The 16380-nt window shown below is 68.4% G+C and carries 13 protein-coding genes; 3 read left to right on the top strand and 10 right to left on the bottom strand.

Annotated elements, in window-relative coordinates:
- Positions 1 to 31 precede the first annotated feature (31 nt).
- The 9 genes from POL67_RS44130 to POL67_RS44090 form a co-directional block, all read right to left on the bottom strand.
- Positions 32 to 1618 (bottom strand): lipopolysaccharide biosynthesis protein, encoded by a 1587-nt coding sequence (locus POL67_RS44130; RefSeq protein ID WP_271927320.1) that lies wholly within the window; start codon positions 1616 to 1618, stop codon positions 32 to 34.
- On the bottom strand, positions 1615 to 2760 hold the full coding sequence (locus POL67_RS44125) for a glycosyltransferase family 4 protein (RefSeq protein ID WP_271927319.1): 1146 nt from the start codon (positions 2758 to 2760) through the stop codon (positions 1615 to 1617). Before POL67_RS44125 ends, POL67_RS44130 begins: the two co-directional genes overlap by 4 nt.
- On the bottom strand, positions 2757 to 3929 hold the full coding sequence (locus tag POL67_RS44120; RefSeq protein WP_271927317.1) for a glycosyltransferase family 4 protein: 1173 nt from the start codon (positions 3927 to 3929) through the stop codon (positions 2757 to 2759). Before POL67_RS44120 ends, POL67_RS44125 begins: the two co-directional genes overlap by 4 nt.
- A gap of 7 nt (positions 3930 to 3936) precedes the next feature.
- The gene (locus POL67_RS44115) at positions 3937 to 4908 is read right to left on the bottom strand and encodes a UDP-glucuronic acid decarboxylase family protein (RefSeq protein WP_271927315.1); all 972 of its coding nucleotides are present in this window, start codon (positions 4906 to 4908) and stop codon (positions 3937 to 3939) included.
- Between the two features lie 17 nt (positions 4909 to 4925).
- Complete coding sequence (locus POL67_RS44110; protein WP_271927313.1) at positions 4926 to 6290, bottom strand: asparagine synthase-related protein; 1365 nt, start codon at positions 6288 to 6290, stop codon at positions 4926 to 4928.
- Positions 6287 to 7285, bottom strand: a complete 999-nt coding sequence (gmd, locus tag POL67_RS44105; RefSeq protein WP_271927311.1) for a GDP-mannose 4,6-dehydratase — start codon at positions 7283 to 7285, stop codon at positions 6287 to 6289. Before gmd ends, POL67_RS44110 begins: the two co-directional genes overlap by 4 nt.
- Positions 7286 to 7635: 350 nt before the next feature.
- Positions 7636 to 8241: a hypothetical protein gene (locus POL67_RS44100; RefSeq protein WP_271927309.1), complete on the bottom strand. Its 606-nt coding sequence runs from the start codon at positions 8239 to 8241 to the stop codon at positions 7636 to 7638.
- Positions 8242 to 8318: 77 nt separating this feature from the next.
- Positions 8319 to 9494 carry an AAA family ATPase gene (locus POL67_RS44095; RefSeq protein ID WP_271927307.1) on the bottom strand — a complete coding sequence of 392 codons (1176 nt, stop codon included), beginning with the start codon at positions 9492 to 9494 and terminating at the stop codon, positions 8319 to 8321.
- A gap of 199 nt (positions 9495 to 9693) precedes the next feature.
- Complete coding sequence (locus POL67_RS44090) at positions 9694 to 10212, bottom strand: hypothetical protein (protein WP_271927306.1); 519 nt, start codon at positions 10210 to 10212, stop codon at positions 9694 to 9696.
- Between the two features lie 436 nt (positions 10213 to 10648).
- Between POL67_RS44090 and POL67_RS44085 the strand changes: the two genes are divergently transcribed.
- On the top strand, positions 10649 to 11590 hold the full coding sequence (locus POL67_RS44085) for an NAD(P)-dependent alcohol dehydrogenase (protein WP_271931015.1): 942 nt from the start codon (positions 10649 to 10651) through the stop codon (positions 11588 to 11590).
- 100 nt (positions 11591 to 11690) lie between these two features.
- A complete protein-coding gene (locus POL67_RS44080) occupies positions 11691 to 12017 on the top strand; it encodes a hypothetical protein (protein ID WP_271927305.1) in 327 nt (108 codons plus the stop codon).
- 292 nt (positions 12018 to 12309) lie between these two features.
- Here POL67_RS44080 and POL67_RS44075 read toward each other — a convergent pair whose 3' ends face one another.
- The gene (locus POL67_RS44075; RefSeq protein WP_271927304.1) at positions 12310 to 13131 is read right to left on the bottom strand and encodes an alpha/beta fold hydrolase; all 822 of its coding nucleotides are present in this window, start codon (positions 13129 to 13131) and stop codon (positions 12310 to 12312) included.
- Positions 13132 to 13344: 213 nt separating this feature from the next.
- Between POL67_RS44075 and POL67_RS44070 the strand changes: the two genes are divergently transcribed.
- The gene (locus POL67_RS44070) at positions 13345 to 16359 is read left to right on the top strand and encodes a hypothetical protein (RefSeq protein ID WP_271927303.1); all 3015 of its coding nucleotides are present in this window, start codon (positions 13345 to 13347) and stop codon (positions 16357 to 16359) included.
- Positions 16360 to 16380: the final 21 nt, after the last annotated feature.

Raw genomic sequence — 16380 nt, 5'->3', positions numbered from 1 at the left:
GAAACGTTGTCCTTCGCGTCGTGGGTCCGGATCATGCGGCATCTCCCCGCGTGCCGCCGAGCTTTCGACGGATCTTCCCGGCGAGCCCCCGGGCAGTTTCGCGCTCCTCGGGGGCGAGCGCGATCCAGAAGAGCAAAAGCGCGAGGGCGCCAAAGACGGGCGGCACGAGGACGGCCCGGACGATCCCCTCGGGCAAAAACCACCAGAGCACGGCCGAGAGCGCGGCCGGGACGAGCAAACCAAGGCCCAGCGCGCCCAGGATTTCGCGGGCGTAGCCGCCGAACCGGTCGCCGAGCGCCTGGCAAGCGGCGCGCGGGACGATCCAGGCCGCGAGCGCGAGATCCGCGAGGAGCGCGGCCGCCGCGACGCCCCGCATGCCGAAGCGCGGGACGAGCAGGACGGACAGGACGAACACGAGCGCCGCGTTCGCCGTGAGCAAGACCGCGACGCGGCCCTGGCGGTTCGTCGCGAGCAGCGCGGTGGAGCCGACGCCCCAGAAGCCCCACAGGACGGCCTGCGCGACGAGCATCCCGAGCGTGGGAAGGTCGAGCGTGAGCTTTTTCAGGGTCCACGCGGTGTAGACGGGCTCGGCGAGGGGCAAGAAGCCGAGGAGCGCGAGGCCGATGAGGAAGCCCGAGAGCTTGGTCGTGGTGCGATGCGCGCGCACGAGCCGTGAGGGATCGCCGAGCGCGTCGAGCGCGGTGAGCTCGGGCCAGACGACGGTCGTGAGCTGGATCGAGAGCATGCGGCCCATGTTCGCGATGTTGCGATGGGTCGCGAAGCGAGAGACCTCCTCGCCGCCGATGACGGACTGGATGACGAGGAGGTTGCCCTGGTTGGCGAGGAACTCGCCGAGGCCCGCGAGCAAGAAGAGCGCGCCGGGCGCGAGCATGCGCAGGCCCGCTTTGCTATCGCCGCCGAGGGGCGTGAGGCGAAACCAGGGGTTTTGGCGGTGCAGGTCGCGCACGACGTACACGTCGAGCGCGAGGGCCCACACGACACGGGCGAGCGCGACGACGGGGAACCGCGCGCCGGCGAGCATGAGCACGACGGGCAAGGCGATCTCGACGCCGCGCTTCAAGGCCGTGAGGTAGGCGGCGCGGACGAGCTGGCCCGTGGCGCGGTAGGTGCCGCGGAGGGCGCCGAGCGGGACGCCGAGGAGGAGCTCGAAGCCGAGGAGCGCGAGCGTGAGGTACGTCTCGAAGTGCGTCGCGGTGGTGATGCCGAGCCACGTCTCGAGCGGCAAGACCGCGGTGACGAGCGCGGCGAGGATCCAGATGCCGATCGCGAGCGGGCCCTGGAGGCGAAGCGCGCTGTGGAGGTCGGCGAGGAAGAGGTCGTGATCCCCACGCGCGTGATGCGCGCACATGCGGTTGACGACATGCGACTGGACGCCGAGGTCGGTCATCGTCAGGAACGCGACGAGGGCCGAGAGCGAGGTCCATTCGCCATACCGCGAAGGACCCCAGGCGTGCATGCCGACGGGGACGACGACGAGCTGGCCGACGTAACCGACGATCGCGACGACGCTCATGGCCGCGACGCCACGAAGCACACGCTCGGCCATGCCGGGCGCGCCGAGCCGTTCGGTCCCGTGCTCGGCCTGCGCGACGCTCATGCGGTGCCTGCCGCGAAGGCGCGCGGGTGAAGCTCTGTGAGGGCGTCCCAGATGCGCGCGCCGAAATGGTCTTCGGTGAAGGAGGCGAGGACACGCGCGCGGGCGGCGCGGCCGAGGCGGTCGCGATAGGACGCGTCGCTGAAGAGCTCGACGAGGGCACGCGCGAGGCCTTCGTGATCGCCGTAGCGCACGGAGAGGCCGGTCTCGCCGTCGACGATGACCTCGCGCGCGGCGTCGTCGAGCGAGCCGATGCAAGGGACGCCCGCGGCCATGGCTTCGAGGTAGACGAGGCCAAAGCCTTCGCCGCGGCTCGGCATCGCGAAGACGGTGGTGCGCTGGTAGAGGGCGCGGAGGTCGTCGTCGGGGATGCGGCCCCAGAAGCGGACGGCGCCGCTTTCGAGCAGGCCGAGGCGCTTGGCCTGGGCCTCGTACGCGGGGCGCGCGGCGCCGTCGCCGACGATGTCGAGGCGCGCGCCGGGGCACTGGCGGCGGACGTGGTTCCAGACCGAGATGAGCTCGGCGTGGCCCTTGTAGCGCTCCTCGGGGTGGATGCGGCCGACGATCAGGGCGGAGAGGCCGGCGTCTTCGGCAGGGGGCGCGACCTCGAACGTGGCCCGATCATTCGAAAGGCCGAGCCAGAAGACCTTGCTCGGGATCGAGCGATGCTCGGGATTCCAGTCGAGGAAGCGATCGAGCGTGAAGGCGCTGTTGCTGATCAAAAGATCGGAGCCCCAAAGACCGACGCGCTGGTGCGCCGGCAAGGGGCGCCAGCACTCCACGCCGTGGAGGAACTGGACGACGGGCGCAGCGCGCGGGCGGAGAAGGCGGGCGACAGGGCCGAGGCCGATGTGCGTCGTGAAGACGAGGTCCGCATCCGAGCGCTCGCGCGCGGCGGCGGCGAGCATCCCGAGGCGCGAGCCGCCAAAGGAGCGGAAGCGTCGCGGCGGGGTTTGCAGGCCGACTTCGCGGGCGACGTCGCGCGTGTCGTGGGGCGCGTCGTGCAGGGCCCAGACGTCGAAGGCGAGCGGGACACGGCGCTCTGCGGCGATTCGTTCGAGCTGGCGCAAAAGCTGGCGGCTCACGGTGGGGATGCCGCCGTGGGGCGCGTCGACGAGATCGGGGCAGAGGAACGTGATCTTCATGCGCGCGACGAGACGGCGCGGGCCGCGCGGACGAAGCCTTCGGCGGTGTGCGGGATGTCCCAGTCCGCGATGCGGCGCAGGGAGGCTTTTCCACGCGAGGCGCGACCGTCGTGTTGCGCGAGGGCCTCGTCGAGGACACGCGTCAGCGCAGGGACGCTGCCGGCGGGGAAGACCCAGCCATTGTCGGGGCCGACGAGGTCGGGGACGGCGCCGACCTGATCGGAGGCGATGATGGGCAGGCCGAGGTTCATGGCCTCGTTGACGGCGAGGCCCCAGGGCTCGAAGCGCGAGGGCAAGACGAAGACGTCGCCGAGGGCATACGCGGCCGGCATGCGCTTCTGGTTGACGAAGCCGACGAAATGGACCCGCGCGGAGAGGGATTTGGCGAGCGATTCGAGCTCGCCGCGGAGCGGGCCGTCGCCGACGAGGACGAGGTGGGCGCCGGGGCGCGGGCGCGCGGCGAAGGCGCGGATCAGATCGGCGCAGCCCTTCACGGGGATGAGCTTGGCGGCGTAAGTGACGACGAGGTCGTCCGCGGGAATGCCGAGCTCCCGGCGGAAGGCGCGGGCCTCTTCGCGGACGTTATCGGCCTGGGATTGGAAGAACGAGTTGTCGACGGTGTAGGGCGCGAGGAAGACGCGCTCTTTCGGGACGCCGTAATGCTCGAAGTAGTGCGCGGAGAGGGCGCCGATCGCGAGGGCGCCGCCGAGGCGGCGGAAGATCGGGGGGAGGCCGAGGCGCTTGGCGAGGGCGACGTGCGGCGGGCGTTTGGCGAGCAGGTTCGATTCGCCGCGGAGCAGGACGGGGATGCCCTTCTGGTGGGCCCGCGCCATGACCTCGTGCTCGGTGAAATGGGCGTAGCCGTGGACGAGGATGACGTCGGGGCGGAACGCGGACATGCGCGCGAAGGCGCCGGGGTTGACGAGGCCGAAGAAATGGTCCGTGCCGGGGCGCTTCGAGACGTTCGGCACGAATTCGTGGTCGTAACCTTCGAGGAGGGGGACGTCCCAGCGGATGGTCTGGCCGAAGCCGGGGTCGCGGGTCTCCTTGACGCCGAAGTCCCAGCAGAAGAAGAGCTTGATGGCGACGTCGTCACGGGCGGCGAGCGCGCGATAGAGCGGCGCCTGGTACTGGATCGGGTGCGTTGCGAGGATCGCGATTCGGACCATGGCGAGCCTATCGTCCTTTCGGGCTGCGCTCGGCGAGCCGGGCCTGGAAATCGACGACGGTGGCGCGGAGCCCGTCGCGGAGGCCAATCCGCGGCGAGAAGCCGAGCAGCTCGCGGGCGCGGGTGATGTCGGGCTTGCGCTGGCGCGGGTCGTCGGCGGGCAAGGGCGCGTGGATGATTTCGAGGTCCGAGCCGAGGAGCCGGAGGACCTCTTCGGCGAGCTCACGAATGGTGAACTCCTCGGGGTTGCCGAGGTTCACGGGGCCCTCGATGGGCTCGGGGCGGGCGAGGGCGACGATGCCTTCGATGAGGTCCTTCACGAAGCAGAAGGAGCGGGTCTGTTTGCCGTCGCCGAAGAGGGTGAGGGGTTTCTCGCGGAGCGCCTGGACGATGAAATTCGAGACGACGCGGCCGTCGTCGAAGGCCATGCGCGGGCCATAGGTGTTGAAGATACGCGCGATGCGGACGTCGACGCCCCAGGCGCGGCGGGCGTCGTTGAGGAGGGTCTCGGCGCAACGTTTTCCTTCGTCGTAGCAGGAGCGCTCGCCGATGGGATTGACGTTGCCCCAGTAGCTCTCGGGCTGCGGGTGGACCGTGGGGTCGCCGTAAACCTCGGAGGTCGAGGCGTGGACGATCGTGCAGCGGCGGCCGCGGGCCATTTCGACGAGGCGGAGGGCGCCGAGGACGCTCGTGGTGAGCGTGGCGTGCGGGTCGCTCTGGTAATGGACGGGCGAGGCGGGGCAGGCGAAGTTGAAGACGAGCTCGGCGTAGACGTGAATCGACTGGCGGACGTCGCCCATCTGGAAGTGGAAATGCGGGTCGCGGCCGGCGCGCTCGAGGTTGCCGAGGTCGCCGGTCATGAGGTTGTCGATGCCGACGACCTCGTAGCCCTCGTCGAGCAAGCGATCGACGAGGTGGGATCCGAGGAAACCCGCGGCGCCCGTGACGAGCGCGGTCTTGCGTGCAGCGCCGAGTCCCATGTCAGCAGAGTCCTCCGTCAGATCGTTGCGTCATGGCTTTTCAGATAGGCGATGAGCGTGGCCCAGGCGAAGACGTTGGGCGCGGCGTACGTGCCTTTGTCGTCGAAGAGGCCGCGCCAGAAAACGGCGAGGACGTGCGCGTCGAGGAACGGAGCGTAGCGCCGGGCCTCGTCGAGGAGCGTTCGTTCAGCCCAGGCGCGGAGGGGGCCCCGGAGCCACGCGGCGAGCGGAGGCGCGGGCGCCGAGCGAGCGCGGGTATGGCGGAGCGCGCCGCGGAGCGGGAGGCCGAGGGCATGCTCCACGACGGCACGATCGAGAAGCGGGGCGCGGAGCAGAAGGCCATGGCGGCGGCACGCGAGGTCGGCGTCGCGCAGGGCCGTGCCGTGGAGGTCGTTCGCGAGGTCGAGCACAGCGAGCGCGCGATCGAGGCGGATTTTCCGCCGCGCAAGGGAGGGCTCGAGCTCCTCGGGGATCCTGACCGGCAGGAGCGTGTAGCCTTCGAGGTGGAGCAGGCTCGGGTGCGTGGCGATTGCACCGTCGCGAAAGGAGGCCGCGGCGAGCGCGTCCGTCATTTCCTTGCAGCGGAGCCCGGCGTAGGCGCGCTCGACGGACCGGTCCCTCGCGAAGAGCGCTCCGAAATGAAGGAGGCGGCTCGCCGCGGGGAAAAGCGCGCTCCGGCCGAGGCCCGAAAAGGCCGCCTCGCCCGCAGATTTCGCGGCGCGGAAGGCCTGGGGGAACGACGTGGAAGGTTGATCGAGCGCCTCGATGGCCTCCGTGATCTCGCGCTCGTCGGGGGCGAGGGGCGGGGTCGCCGGAGTAGACAGGGTCTCGGCGAGCGCGGCTTCGAGCGGCGCTGCGGCGTGTGTCGTGCCGGGCTCGCTCGGGAGCTTCCAGTACGTCGCGCTGCGCGTATGGCCCTCGCGGTACGTGAGAATCGTGGCGGGCGGGAGGGGCGAGACACCTTCGAGGATCGTGTCGGGTTCGGCGACGGCGCCCGTGGCGAGGAAGCTCGCGACCGCGCGGCGGGACAAACGTTTCTCGGCAAAACCCTGCGCGGCGAGGGTCCACACCTCGGAGGCGAACGCGAGCTTTCCGTGGGCCGTCGCGAAATAGAGGGATTTGATGCCGATCGGATCCCGCGCGAGCAGGAGCGTGCGCTCGGTCGCGTCCCAGAGACCGAGCGCAAACCCGCCCCGAAGTTCTTCGATCGCGCGCTTGCCGCGGGCGGCATACGCGGCGAGGACGCCTTCGGGGGTTTCGCGGTCGCCTTCAAAAACGAGCGTGAAACGGCCGTCCGCGGACGTCACGGCATTCGGGGAGAACCGGGCCTCGTCGATCGGGGAGCCCGGCCTGCCGCTGACGTACCCGAACGAGCCGTTCATCCCCGCGCCCGCTTTTCCCGCGCCGCGAGCTCGACGTCCGAATCCACCATGCGCCGCACGAGCTCCGGGAACGTGACCTTCGGCGTCCACCCGAGCTTTTCCCGCGCCTTCGTCGGGTCCGCGAGCAAGACGTCGACCTCGGCCGGCCGGAAATACTTGGGATCGATGCGCACGTACTCCTGCCAATCGAGGCCCGCATGGCGAAACGCGAGCTCCAGAAACTCGCGCACCGCGTGCGTCTCGCCCATACCGATGACGTAATCGTCGGCCTGCTCCTGCTGGAGCATGCGCCACATGGCCTCGACGTAATCCTCGGCGTGGCCCCAATCGCGGCGGGCGTCCAGGTTGCCGAGCCAGAGCTCGCGCTGGAGGCCCTGTTTGATGCGGCCGACGGCGCGGGTGATCTTGCGGGTGACGAAGGTCTCGCCGCGGCGCTCGCTCTCGTGGTTGAAGAGGATGCCGTTCGAGACGTGCATGCCATACGCCTCGCGGTAGTTCTGCGCGACGTAAAAGGCATACGCCTTGGCCGCGGCGTACGGGCTGCGCGGGTGGAAGGGCGTGGTCTCGCGCTGCGGGATCTCGGCGACCTTGCCGTAAAGCTCGCTCGAGCTCGCCTGGTAGAAGCGCGCCGCGACGCGCATCTTGCGCATGGCTTCGAGGAGGCGAATGGCGCCGAGCGCGGTGACCTCGCCGGTGTACTCGGGGATGTCGAAGGAGACGCGGACGTGGCTCTGCGCGCCGAGGTTGTAGATCTCGTCCGGCTGGACCTCGGCGAGGATCGACTGGAGCGAGGAGGCGTCGTTGAGGTCGCCGTGATGCAAGAAGAGGCGGACGCCGCGCTCGTGGGGGTCGCGGTAGAGGTGGTCGATGCGCTCGGTGTTGAAGGAGGAGGAGCGCCGGATGATGCCGTGGACCTCGTAGCCTTTGCCGAGGAGCAGCTCCGCGAGGTACGAGCCGTCCTGGCCCGTGATGCCGGTGATGAGCGCGCGTTTCATGCGGGTGTACGGTTCATCCGGCGACCCGGGAGGCGGACCGTAGCATCGGGGGTGGGGGGCGCCAAGACGAGCGCGGGCTCATGAAAGGCTTGGTTGCGGGAGAGGCAGGAGACGTTCAGGGGGCGGGGCGGGAGAGGTGGGGGGAGCCGGCAGCGGGCGCACTGCGCGGGGGCGGGGGCTGCTGCTGCCGCTGCCGCTGCGGCTTCAGCGGTTCGTTCAGGTGGGGTTCGGGGGCTTGGCTTCCGTGGCGCGCTCGGCGTCTTTCTCAGCGCGCGCCTGCTTGTTCTTGCGGCGCTGGGCGGGCACCAACGCCAGCGACGCTGTCAAGGGCAACTTGCTATGGGATGCCCTTATCGCAAGGCATCCCACGTCGTGAGCAAAGCGGAGAGGCTCTGCAAGTGCCCGGTCGAGGCACATCGCTGGCGCAATGCGTCCAGATAATCTTTCCTGACGACGACGCCGGGGTGCTCCTTCGAGTACCTCATCCCATGCTCGAGGAGCATCTCCTTCAAGTACTTTCCATGAAAACTGGCTTTCGTGGTGTACCCGTCCGGCTTGCCCATGATCTCCGGATCGCTGTTGCTCACATCGTAAAACCGCTTCATCTCCACGAGTTCCGGGGAGGTGGGGTTTCGACGCAACATCCTCCCGTGCCCCAGAAACCACGTCTCGATGCAGCAATGTTGCACGACGACGTGCAATCCGATGTTCGGGGCTTTTTCGACCAGCGAGCAAGCGCGCGCGGCGTCGTCGAGGACACCCCGTGTGAGATCGAACGCGTCTTCGTAGCGCATCTCCTCCGAATCGCTGCACACGAAGAAATGATCGATCACGGGACGATCGCATATGTCCCGTAGCGCGCTTTCGATGCGCTTCAAATACGACGGGTTCCCGTACCCCGAAAAGATGCAGTAACAGTTCGATTCCACATCGGCGAGATCTCGCACGGATCGCATGTCGGGGAACGTATGGCGGATCCATGCCTCGTACACCCTGCGCTCGGTGTGCCTCCCCTCGACCAAGAAGTACAAGTTCACGTGATACCTTCGTCGAACTCGGGCAAATTCAGCAACCGATCGAATGCATCAAAATGAGACGCGCGTTGGAGCGCCGGCACGTCACGCGCGCTCCGCACACGTACGGCACTGCCGCGGCGTTGAACGAGTTTCCACTCTGAAATGGGGATGTTGTTGATGACGTACGGGTGATGGCTCGTGATGATGAATTGCATTTGCGGCGCAGACTCGAGAATCAAATCCACCAGCGCCGGGAGGCAGTTCTTGCCGAGGCTGTTCTCGAATTCGTCAATGAGTATCACCGACCCGGGCGGCGTGAGGCGCAGTCCGAGGATCGTCGCGAGCACACGGCGCATCCCCCCCGACACGTCTGCTCCGACGATCCAGTCGCTCGCGCCGCGCTCACGGAGCAGGAGGATGAATTGCGCGGATACCCTCCCTCCGACCGATCGGTCGAAACGAGCAATCCGCAAATCCTCCACCGTCGGAAAGATCGACGCGAACGTCTCCCGGACGTCTCGCCACTGCTCCGGAAGAGCCTCCTGCAACATGTACGTTCGCAGCATGATGTCGGAATAGGGGCTCTGCTGGATTGCAGGGAGACTCATCGAGCCCCGCCGAAGACCGCTGAAAACACGCGCATCCGTGCTGGAAGTGCCCGCAAAGACGTCCAGAGAACCCAGGGCCCGGTGGTCCGTGACGCTCTTCAGCCCCGTGGCAGCCCGCGCCACCTCGGCTTCGCCGGAAAGCAGCGCCAAGGCGGACTCGGACGGGTTGAGCTTCGGCAAATCCGCCCCCTTGAAACGAAATACGCCACCGTCTTGCCGCACGAGCTCGACATCGTCGAGGTCCACCTCCTCCCGCTGGAAATGAGCACCTGGGCCATGCCCCCGACCCATGCGGTTCATCCGCCGAGGTTGTTCGTCCTCCACATCTCCCTGAGCGGGCTCGACGAACACCGCATGCCAGCGATACCGATGCCCTTCGTGCTCGAAGCGCATCGTCCACTCGACATCGCTCGGCAAGCCTGGTGCGCTCGGCTGAATCGCACTCCGCACCTGCTCGAGTGCACGCAGGATTTTCGTTTTTCCAACACCCGAGACACCAACCAACAGGTTGAACGGGTCGAACGTCGTCTCCTCGAGCTGCCAGCCCGTCGAGCGATCCTGGAACGAGAAGCTGTGGATACGCATCTTCCTCGCCGTATGGGAACTCTAACCGACCCCCTGCGCCAGGGGAAGGTTGGTCGCGTGGAGAGTCTGTACGAACAGGTTGCGGGAGAGGCGGGAGACGTTCAGAGGGCGGGATCCGAGGGATCCAGGGTCGCCTGCGTCTGCTGGCGCTGGCGCTGCCGCCGCTGCTGAGGCGGCGGCGGCGGGGTCCGCGGGGCGCTCAGGTGGGGTTCGGGTCCTTGGCTTCCGTGGGACGAGCGGCGTCTGTCTCGGCGCGCGCTTGCTTGTTCTTGCGGCGCTTGTCGGCGGCCTTCTTGGCGTACTGGGAGCGGTACTCCAGGGTCTTGTTGAAGGCCGCTTGCACGGACGGGTCGCCGTGCCGGGCGGTGGCGTCGACGAATTGGCCGATGCGGCTGATGTCGGCTTCGCGTGCGTCCTCGTAGTAGAGCTCGCTCTCCTCGAGGACCTCCGCGAGCTTGAGGACATCTTTCTTGAGCGCGCGGATCTCGTCGAGCGTGGCCGTCTTGTCGACGATGTTCAGCCAGATGCCGGGGTGCATGCCGAGGGTCTCGCCGTACTGCGGGATGGCCTTCGAAAGTTCGTCGAAGACACCCAGGAAACCGGGCTTCTCACGCTGCGCGCCCGTGAGCGTGCCATTGGTGAGATCCACGAGCTTCGGGCGAACCTTGGAAACGTCGATGATGCTGGGGCCCATATACGGAGCAATGATGTCGTTCACGAAAACCTCCATGGCCCGCACCCTCAGGGAAGGAGCGGGACGAGTTGGGGGACGGGCAGGAAGAGAAACAGAAGCTCGATGCTTTTATTGGCGGCGGAATCTTGCTCTGTGGGCGGCCACGCAGAGGGTGAGAACGAGAGAGGAGGTTCGCTCGGACGCGAACGGGGAGGGCGAGGGCGCGAGAGGGGTTCGCGTGGACGAAAGAGGAGGTTCGCTCGGACGCGAACGGGGAGGGCGAGGGCGCGAGAGGGGTTCGCGTGGACGAAAGAGGAGGTTCGCTCGGACGCGAACGAGGAGGGCGAGGGCGCGATGGGGGTTCGCTGGGGCGCGAACGGAGAGGGCGCGAACGTGATGGGGGGTTCGCGAGGGCGCGAATGGAGAGGGCTCGGACGCGAACGGGGAGGGCGAGGGCGCGAGAGGGGTTCGCGTGGACGAGATGGGAGGTTCGCTCGGACGCGATGGCTCGAACCGCTGGTCGCCGATCAGCGTGCCAGGCCACGAGATCGTGGGGCGCGTGTCCGCCGTCGGCGCGCACGTGACCGGCTTCAAGATCGGCGATCGGGTGGGCGTCGGCTGCATCGTCGATAGCTGCGGCCAGTGCTCGGCCTGTGCGGCCGACCTGGAGCAGTATTGCGAGGCGGGCATGACCGGCACGTACAATTTCGCGACGCCCGATGCGCCCGGACACACGCTCGGCGGCTACGCCCAGCGGATCGTCGTCAAGGACAAGTACGTCCTCCAGATCCGTCACCACGAGGAGCAACTCGCGGCCGTCGCTCCGCTGCTCTGCGCCGGCATCACCACCTACTCTCCGCTCAGGCACTGGAACGCTGGGCCCGGCAAGAAGGTGGGGGTCGTCGGCATCGGCGGGCTCGGCCACATGGGCATCAAGCTGGCGCACGCGATGGGCGCCCACACCGTCGCGTTCACGACGTCGGAGTCCAAGCGGAGAGCCGCCGTGGCGCTCGGCGCCGACGAGGTCGTCGTGTCGCGCAACACGAGCGAGATGGACGCGCACGTGGAGAGCTTCGACCTGATCCTGAACACGGTCGCGACGAGCCACGACCTCGACGCCTTCACGCGCCTGCTCAAGCGGAACAGCGCCTTGGTGCTCGTGGGCGTTCCGGAGCATGCCCACCCGTCGCCCAGCGTCTTCCACCTCGTCTCCAAGCGCAGGACGATCGCTGGCTCGATGATCGGCGGCATCGCCGAGACACAGGAGATGCTCGACTACTGCGCGGAGAAGGGAATCGTCGCGGACATCGAGTTGATTCGCGTTCAGCAAATCGAAGAAGCCTATGCGCGAATGCAGAAGAGCGACGTGAAGTATCGCTTCGTCATCGACAATGCGAGCTTGGGGGCCGCGTCGCAGGTGTAGAGCTGGGGAGACGAGGTCATGGCCGACACGCCAACGACGACGAAGACCATGAAGACCATCAAGCTGTCCCCCGCGACCCACCGACGTTGCTTGCTACGACATGGGCGCCGCGGCGCGCAACGGCCTGCGGCATTCCGTGAGCCTCGAGCAGCGCAAAGCGCTCATCAAGAAGGCGACGGACCAACGTTTCGTCGAGTTTCGGGGCGGCGAGCCCCAGTACATCCCCGGCACTGTCAACCAGCTCGACGAAACCACGGACCCTGTTCAGCGCGAGTTCTTCGATTTCTATCGCACCGCAAGAGGTGCATACGCCCCGAAGGGGCAGGCGCCCGAGCAGCCCACGAAGCCGATGCTGAGCAGCATCGTCAAGTTGCCCCCGCACGCGAGGAGGAGGGGCAGCGTGCGCGCGTGCAGAGCATCGAGCTGATGAGCAGCGAGGCGCTGGAGGGGGGCGTCGTCTGGCTGCGGTACCAGATCCGAAACCAATGATGCTGGACGATGTTCGGTCGGCGGCGAAGCGAATGCATCGCGCAGGAGCCGATCGGGCGCATGGGCAAGCCCGAGGAGATGGCTGCTGCGGCTCTCTGGTTGCCTTGCGGGGCCGGTGAGCCGCGCGTTGGCGGCCGCGATGTCGTCCTTGTCGACGTCGCCGCGGGCGTGATGGGACCAAAGCCCTACACGCGTGCTCACCCATGGGACCAAGGTCCCATGGCGGACGCTCAGGGAATGCGGAGCGCGAGTTCGGCGAAGGCCGCGCGCACATCCTGGGGATTCTCGATCCAGGGGAAGTGCCCAGCGCCCGCGATGACGCGCTCGATGACGTTGGGCGTCTGGAACCTCGGCTCGTGCCAGCCGCCTTGCCAGACGATCCGATCGTCCGAGCCAGCCAATCGAAGGACCGGCATTCGCGTGGGCCACCACCGGGCCTGGTAGACGTGGTCGAAATGGGCCTCCGACCACGCGACCGCCGCGCTGTTGTAAGGCATTCTCGCGAGGAGCTCGCGTCCCGCCGAAAGCCCGGCCGGGGTGAAGTTCCATTCCGCGGACGCCACCGCAACCGCGGCGATGTTCTCGTCGCGCGGGTCCGCTTCATAAAGCGCTGTGGCCGCCTCGACATCGGGCAACGGATGCGCCCGGGTCATTTCCACGAAACGAGGATGCCAGAGGGCGTCCGGAGCGGTGTCCAGGAGCGCCAAGGCTTCGAGGTGCGGCCCGAGCTCGGGCGTCGAAAGCAGATACATGCCGCCGGTCGAATGTCCGGCGAAGACGACGCGCGGGAGCGCCCTGGCCGCTTCGACGACGACCTGGGGCCAGACATCAAAAGGAGCCTTCGGGCTGCCTGGAGGGTTGCGGTTCGAGCCGTCTCCCGGCAGATCGACGAGCCAGATGGCCCCCGGCACATCCAGGATGCCGGCCAGCCCTTCGAGGCTTTCCGAGCCGATGCCGGGTCCTCCCGGCAGGAGCAGCCAGTTCAGGTCGCCGGGGCGGAGGGAGTGACGACGGAGCCGGACGCCGGATGGCGTATAGAAGAGGTCGGCCATGTCGGGAATCGTGAGCGCAAACGAGGCCTGAGGCCAGGCTGCGGAGAGGGGAGCTGGGGAGGGGGAGATTGCCCCATCCCGTCGAGCTTCGCGAGCTCTGCCACTGCCGCCCAAGCCCTCGCCGCGCCATCCGCATGATTCCGGTGCTCCGCGAGTCGTGATACTTCCCTGGTCCTGATGAGCTTTGGAAACAATCCCGAGGAAGGGCTTGCGATGAGGAAGGACACGGAGCGGAAGCGCGGGGGCTGGCGGCGTCGCGGCTTCGTTTTCGCCCTCATGACCTGGCTCTTCGCTTGCGGCGCCGACAGCGCGCCACCGAAGACGGAGGGCGCGGCGCCGGCGCCGTCTTCCGCGACCGAATCCTCGGCGTCCCTGCCGCCTGCGCTGCGTGCCGCCTACATCGAGGCGGTGCAGCAAGCGGCGCCCGAGCCGTATACCGCTGTGGACCTCGGACGGGGGCTCCTCCGCGCCGAGAATGACGCCCAGCGGTTCTCGGCGACGCTGGGCCCGTCGGGGGTTTTGGTCTCGTCGCGCGAAGGGTCTCTGTCCATGCGCGCGGCGGCCCTGGGCTGCGAGGGGGCGCTGTCGCCGTTGCCGGAGGTGGAGCCCGAGGCGGCGGGCAACCGGGTTCGGTATCGGCGCGAGCGGATCGAGGAATGGTACCTCAATGGCCCGCTGGGTCTGGAGCAGGGATTCGTGCTCGACGAGCCACCGAGCTGCGCGGGGCCGAAGGTGATCGCGCTCGCGTTCGGCGGAGAGCTCGACGCCGAGCTCGAGGACGAGGACGGCGACGGCCGTGGGGAGGCGCTCCGGTTCGTGGACGCCGAGGGTCGGAAGGCGCTCGCCTATACCGATCTGTGGGTGAAGGACGCGCAGGGGAAGAGCCTCGCGGCGTGGCTCTCGGTGGAGGCGGGGCGAGCGGCGATCCACGTCGAGGACGAAGGGGCTCTGTACCCCATCGCGATCGATCCGTTGGTCTGGACGCAGCATGCCAAGCTCCTGCCCAGCGACGGCGCGGCGGAACACTACTTCGGCATCGCGGTCGCGCTCTCGGGCGACACGGCGCTCGTGGGGGCACGGGGCGACGACGACCAGGGGACCGGCTCCGGCTCGGCGTATGTGTTCGTGCGGAGCGGCGAGGTCTGGACGCAGCAGGCCAAGCTCCTGCCCAGCGACGGCGCGGCGAACGACGCGTTTGGGTTTTCCGTCGCGCTCTCGGGCGACACGGCGCTCGTGGGGGCGGGGGGCGACAGCGACCAGGGGCTCTCCTCCGGCTCGGCGTATGTGTTCGTGCGGAGCGGCGCGGTCTGGACGCAGCAGGCCAAGCTCCTGCCCAGCGACGGCGCGGCAGGCGACTTCTTCGGCAGCTCGGTCGCGCTCTCGGGCGACACGGCGCTCGTGGGGGCGGAGAGTGACGACGACCAGGGGACCGGCTCCGGCTCGGCGTATGTGTTCGTGCGGAGCGGCGCGGTCTGGGCGCAGCAGGCCAAGCTCCTGCCCAGCGACGGAGCGGCAGACGACGCCTTCAGCATATCGGTCGCGCTCTCGGGCGACACGGCGCTCGTAGGGGCGTACGGCAGCAACGACCAGGGGAACTCCTCCGGCTCGGCGTACGTGTTCGTGCGGAGCGGCGCGGCCTGGATGCAGCAGAGCAAGCTCCTGCCCAGCGACGGCGCGGCAAACGACTTGTTCGGCATATCGGTCGCGCTCGCGGGCGACACGGCGCTCGTGGGGGCGCAGGGCAACGACGACCAGGGGACCAACTCCGGCTCGGCCTACGTGTTCGTGCGGAGTGGCGCAATCTGGATGCAGCAGAGCAAGTTCCTGCCCAGCGACGGGGCGGCGTACGATGGCTTCGGCAGAGCCGTCGCGCTCTCGGGGGACATGGCGCTCGTGGGGGGAGGCGACGCTCTGCTCGACGGCTCGGCGTATGTGTTCATGCGGAGCGGCGCGGTCTGGACGCAGCATTCCAAGCTCCTGCCCAGCGACGGGGCGGCGAACAACTTCTTCGGCCGTGACGTCGCCCTCTCCGAGAATACGGCGCTCGTGGGGGCGCTCGCGGACGACGACCAGGGCGACGCCTCCGGCGCGGCGTACGTGTTTTTCTTCGGCGAGCTCAAGAGCAACGGCGAGGCCTGCGCGGCCGGGCTGTATTGCGCGAGCGGCATCTGCGTCGACGGCGTGTGCTGCGACGACGCCTGCGGCGGCGGGTCTCCGAGCGATTGTCAGGCGTGCAGCGTCATGATGGGCGCGGCCGTGGACGGGGTCTGCGCGGCGCTCGCTGCGGGCACGGAATGCCGCGCTTCGACGGACGTATGCGACAGGGCGGAGACGTGCGACGGCACGGCGAAAAATTGCCCGATCGACGGTGTAAAGCCATTCGGCACGGAATGCCGCGCTTCGGCGGGCGCATGTGACACCGCGGAGACATGCACCGGCATTTTCAAAGGTTGCCCGTCCGATGGCATAAAGTTTTTCGGCGCCGAGTGCCGCGCTGCGGCGGGTGCCTGTGACGTGCCGGAGACGTGCGACGGCCTCACGATCCATTGTCCGTTCGATGTCAAGAAGCCCTTCGGCATCCCATGTCGCGCTCCGGCCGGCATGTGCGATGTGGCCGAGGTGTGCGACGGAGCTCTGGCCGATTGCCCGGCGGATGCCAAAACCGCGCCGGGCACGGAATGCCGCGCGTCGGCCGGAGCGTGCGATGTGGCGGAGACGTGCGACGGAGCTCTGGATGGCTGCCCCGCGGATGCGCAGGCGTCCGACGGAACGCCGTGCCAGGGAGGCGTTTGCATGAGCGGCGCGTGCGAGTCGGGGACCGGCGGGAGCGGCGGCGGCGGCGGGAGCGGCGGCGGCGGCGGAAGCAGCAGCGGAAGCAGCAGCGGAAGCGGGAGCGGAAGCGGCAGCGGAAGCGGAAGCGGCAGCGGAAGCGGAAGCGGCAGCGGAAGCGGCAGCGGGAGCGGAAGCGGCAGCGGAAGCGGCAGCGGAAGCGGAAGCGGCAGCGGAAGCGGAAGCGGCAGCGGGAGCGGAAGCGGCAGCGGGAGCGGCGGTGACGGCAGCGGCGGGAGCGGCGGCGGCCCAATCGCCGAGGAGGGCGGCTGCGATTGCCGCGCCGCACCTGGAACTCCGAGCGGGAGCCCTGGCACGCTCCTCGGTTTGCTTGGCCTTGGTCTGCTCGCCTTACGCCATCGCCAGTCTGCCGCCCTGAAGAGCGGGCGCTGCTTTTGACCGGACGCTTTACCCCGAGCG

The organism is Polyangium mundeleinium (assembly GCF_028369105.1).
GTDB lineage: Bacteria > Myxococcota_A > Polyangia > Polyangiales > Polyangiaceae > Polyangium > Polyangium mundeleinium.
The sequence above is the reverse complement of the archived record's forward strand: the minus strand, read 5'-3'. Positions and strand labels throughout refer to the sequence as shown.